Annotated in this window: 4 protein-coding genes and 1 pseudogene; 2 read left to right on the forward strand and 3 right to left on the reverse strand. The window is 76.4% G+C overall.

Features of this window, described 5'->3' with window-relative positions; translation table 11 throughout:
* Together DKT68_RS00520 and DKT68_RS00525 are read right to left on the reverse strand one after the other, a co-directional pair.
* Positions 1-1423: pseudogene (locus DKT68_RS00520) on the reverse strand (hypothetical protein); the annotation flags it as partial.
* 376 nt (positions 1424-1799) lie between these two features.
* Positions 1800-2360: a helix-turn-helix domain-containing protein gene (locus tag DKT68_RS00525; RefSeq protein ID WP_109815479.1), complete on the reverse strand. Its 561-nt coding sequence runs from the start codon at positions 2358-2360 to the stop codon at positions 1800-1802.
* A 66-nt stretch (positions 2361-2426) separates the two neighbouring features.
* On the opposite strand from DKT68_RS00525, the gene DKT68_RS00530 reads away from it, so the two are divergent.
* Positions 2427-3170: an AzlC family ABC transporter permease gene (locus tag DKT68_RS00530; RefSeq protein WP_109815480.1), complete on the forward strand. Its 744-nt coding sequence runs from the start codon at positions 2427-2429 to the stop codon at positions 3168-3170.
* On the forward strand, positions 3164-3472 hold the full coding sequence (locus DKT68_RS00535) for an AzlD domain-containing protein (RefSeq protein WP_109815481.1): 309 nt from the start codon (positions 3164-3166) through the stop codon (positions 3470-3472). Before DKT68_RS00530 ends, DKT68_RS00535 begins: the two co-directional genes overlap by 7 nt.
* A 7-nt stretch (positions 3473-3479) precedes the next feature.
* Here DKT68_RS00535 and DKT68_RS00540 read toward each other — a convergent pair.
* On the reverse strand, positions 3480-3924 hold a 445-nt coding region (locus tag DKT68_RS00540), incomplete at its 5' end, for a DUF3043 domain-containing protein (protein WP_109815482.1).

The following is a 3924-nucleotide window of genomic DNA, read 5'->3' on the forward strand; positions in this document are numbered from 1 at the left end:
CTCGGTGGCCGGGCTGCGGCCCAGGCTCGCGGTACGCCTCCGGCCGGGCCTCCTCGCGCGGACGCCGGTCGGGGTGCGCCTCGGCGCGTGCCGCCGCCTCGCGGGGCTGCTGCCAGTGCGGGTCGGCCGTGGGACGGCGCCGCTCATCGTCGCGGCGGGGCTGTGCGGGTGGCTCCGCTGCGGGCCGGTGCCGGCGTCCATCGTCGAGGGTCTGCGGTGCGCCGGACTCGTCCGGGCGGTACCGCCGCTCCGTGGGCGCACCGACTCCGGCGTCCGTGCGGGCCCGCGCCGCCGGCCGCGCGTCTTCAGGGAACCGCTCAGGACGGCGGGCGTCGTCGGTGTACCTCTCCGATCGTCGGGCGTCGTCGGGGAACCGCTCAGGACGGCGGTCATCCGCACCTCGCTCCGGACGACGCGGGTCGTCGACCGGCCGATCGGAGCGACGCGGGTCGTCGACCGGCCGATCGGAGCGGCGCGAATCGTCGACCCGCCGATCGGAGCGGCGCGCATCGTCGACCGACCGATCCGAGCGGCGCGGGTCGTCGGTGATCCGTTCTGGACGCCGGGAGTCGTCGCCGGCCCGATCCGGACGGCGCCGGTCGTCGGTGACCCGGTCGGGGTACCCGTCGGCGCGGTACCGCGAGCGGCCGTCCACGGGCGCCCACTGGCCGGCCCCGCCGGCGGCCCAGCCGTCGGCCGGGCGGTCGTCGTGGCTGCGGGTGGGCCGGGCGGCGTACCCGTCGCCGGGGTGCCGGTCGTGTCCGGCGGCCGGGCGTTCCTGCGTGCCGCGCCGGCGTGGCGCCTCGTCGGGCTCCGGCACCCAGCCGGAATCGACCCGGGGTGCGGGGGACACCGGTGGCGCCGGCGGGTACCCGCGCTCCCGGTCGGTCGGCTCCTGCCGGGGGCGGCGGGTGTCGTACCGCTCGGCGGGCTGGTCCCGGTGCCAGGCGGCCTCCCGGGCCGGTCCGCGCTCGTCGCTCGGGCGTCGGTCGGACCAGGCGGTCCGCCGGTCCGACTCGGGGGAGCGGCGGTCCTCGCGCCGGGGCGGCTCGGGCAGCGGCCGCCGGTACGGCTCGTGGTCGTACTGGCGGGCGTCGGCGCTGTCGGATCGGCCGTAGGGGGACGCGTCGACCGGACGCTCGTCGGCCCGGGGCCGGCCGTAGGGCTCCGTCTCGGCCGGCTCCTCGTCGGCCCAGGAGCGGCCGAGGTACGTCCCGTCGGGGCGGGTGGGCGCGAGCGGCGGCACCTCGGTGGGACCGACCACCGTGGCCCGGCCGCGCGGCGGTGGGGGTGGCTGGTGGGACATGCCGATGTCGCCGGGATAGCGCTGGCCGGGAAACTGCGGCTGCCACTCGGTGGTCGGTTCGACCACCCAGGACGGTTCGTTCGGGTCCCGCCACCGGTCGGTGTAGCGGCCGTTCATCCGCCCGGCCTGTCGCCACACCCGGCCGGTTGGCCGATCCCGGTCCGAGGTGGGCCGTCCGCGCTCGCGCCCCGGTGACCGCCGGGCGTCCGGTCGCGGCCTGCCACGCCCCGGTGGCCGGCTCGCGTCCGCTCGCTCACGGCGTTGTCACCTCGTTGCCAATTGTCGCGCTGGGGCCTCGCGTGCCGGTCAGGTCGCCCGTCTCGGCAGGGCGTGGCTGCGGATGGAGGGTAACGGCGTCGGCTCGTCCACCGCCACTGTGGCACCGCCCACGGGCGCAAACGTTATCCGATGGTTTCGGACATTTGCGTCGATAACCGAATCTGGTCTCCGACCTTACCCCACCTGCTGCTCCCGAGGGAACGGTCGCCCTTGATCAGGGGTGTTCCATGATGAGTACGGCGAAGGTGCCGGGCGCCAGCGCCTCGTAGCGGTGTGGGGCGTCGCCGGGGAACGTCGCGTAGTCGCCGGGGCCGAGGTCGACGGGGCCGGACTCGGGCCCCACCCGCAGGCGGCCGGCGGCGACCACCACGTGCTCGACGCTGCGGGGGGTGTGCCCGTCCGCGCTCCGGACCGCGCCCGGCTCCAGCTCGATCAGGTAGACGTCCCGGCGGAGGTGCGCCGCCCCGGCGCTGAGCAGCGTTCCGGTGAAGTCGGCCTGCTCGGAGCGGACCCGGGGGCCCTCCCCGGCGCGCAGCACCCGGACGGTGTCGTCGGCCGGCTCCACCAGCCGGCTGAACGGCACGCCGAGCGCCACCCCGAGCGCCCACAGCGTCTCCACGCTCGGGTTGCCGGTGCCGGACTCCAGTTGGGACAGGGTGGACTTGGCGACGCCGGCCCGGCGGGCGAGTTCGGTCAGCGAGATGCCGACCCGGTCCCGCTCGCGGCGCAGGGCGGCGGCGATGGTGGCGAGCGGGGCGGCCGGTTCGGGAGGCATGCGTTCGCTCCATTGGATCAACGTTCGGTTTGACGAACACCGGTGAGCTGTTCACCATGGTGAACCATGCGTACGGTACAACGAACAGCCGGCGGCCGGATGCTTCGTGACGTGCTTGCCCTCGGCGCGGCCATGCTCGCGGTGGGCGCCTCGTTCGGCGCGGTGGCCATCGCCGCCGGGCTGCCCGTGTGGGCCACCCTGACCATGTCGGCGGTCCTCTACGCCGGCGGCGCGCAGTTCATGGCGGTCGGTCTGGTCGCCGCCGGCAGCCCGCTCGCCGCCGTGCTGGCCGGTCTGCTGCTCAACGCCCGGCACCTGCCGTTCGGCCTGGCCCTCGGCGACAGCCTGGGCCCCCGGCTGCGGCACCGCCTACTCGGCAGTCACCTGCTGACGGACGAGACAACCGCGTTCACCCTGGCCCAGCCGGCCGGCGACGCCCGGCGGCGGGCGTTCTGGCTCGCGGGGACGCTGCTCTTCCTGGCCTGGAACGCGGGCACCCTGCTCGGCGTGCTCGCCGGCGGCGCGGTCGGCGACCCGGCCGCGCTGGGCCTGGACGCCGCCTCCCCGGCCGGACTGATCGCGCTGCTGCTGCCGTCCCTTCGGGACCGGGACACCCGCCACGCGGCGTTGTCCGGGGCCGCGCTGGCGGTCGCCGCCACCCCGCTGCTCCCGGCCGGGCTGCCGGTGCTGCTCGCGCTCGCCGGCCCGGCCGTGATCGCCCTCCGCCGTCGGTCGACTCCGACCGACGACACCGGTCGCGCCCCGGGGACACGTGTCGGCGCCGAGCCCACCGGGGAGGGGTCGTGCTGATCGCCGTGATCCTGGCGCTGGCCGCCGGAACCTACGGCTTCCGGGTGGCCGGTGTGCTGCTGCGCGACCGGCTGGACCTGCCCGCGTGGGCCCGGCGGCTGCTGCCGGTGGGCGCCGCCGCGTTGCTCGCCGCGCTGGCCGCCACGGCGGCGCTCACCGAGGCCGGCCGGTTCGCCGGCTGGGCCCGGCCCGCCGGGGTGCTGGTGGGCGTGCTGCTCGCCTGGCGGCGGGTGCCGTTCGTGCTCGTGGTGGTCGGTGCGGCCGGCACCACCGCGCTGCTGCGCCTGCTCGGCGTGCCGTGAGCCGGGATCAGACCTTGTCGCCGAGCTTGACCTGGGGGGCGGGGGCACGCATCCGGCGGAAGGTGATCGACCGCATGACGGCGTACAGGTAGAGCGAACCCATCCGCTGGTCAGTCTTCGGGAAGCGCTGCCGGACCAGCTTGCTGATCTTGCGGCAGATCAGGATCGAGTCGACGACCACACCCAGCGCGAGCGCGCCCCAGAGCACGTTGGAGATCAGTCGGACCACCGCCGGCATCGCCGCGTTGGAGCCGATCAGCACGATCAGCGCGCCGCCGAAGAACCAGGTGCCGACGGTACGCCGGGAGTCGACCACGTTACGGGCCAGCAGCCGCTCCGGGCCGCGGTCGCGGGGGCCACCCTCGCGGCGGAACTCCGACGCGGCCTCGGCGCGCAGCTGCCGGCGGCGCTCCCGCTCCTCCTCCTTGGTGAGGGGGCGGGTGGGGCCGGCC

Source organism: Micromonospora acroterricola (assembly GCF_003172955.1).
Lineage (GTDB): Bacteria > Actinomycetota > Actinomycetes > Mycobacteriales > Micromonosporaceae > Micromonospora > Micromonospora acroterricola.

Excerpts from the sequence above, each read along its gene's own strand:
- DKT68_RS00525 (WP_109815479.1), bottom strand. The coding sequence starts at position 2,360 with ATGCCTCCCGAACCGGCCGCCCCGCTCGCCACCATCGCCGCCGCCCTG.
- DKT68_RS00530 (WP_109815480.1), top strand. The coding sequence starts at position 2,427 with ATGCGTACGGTACAACGAACAGCCGGCGGCCGGATGCTTCGTGACGTG.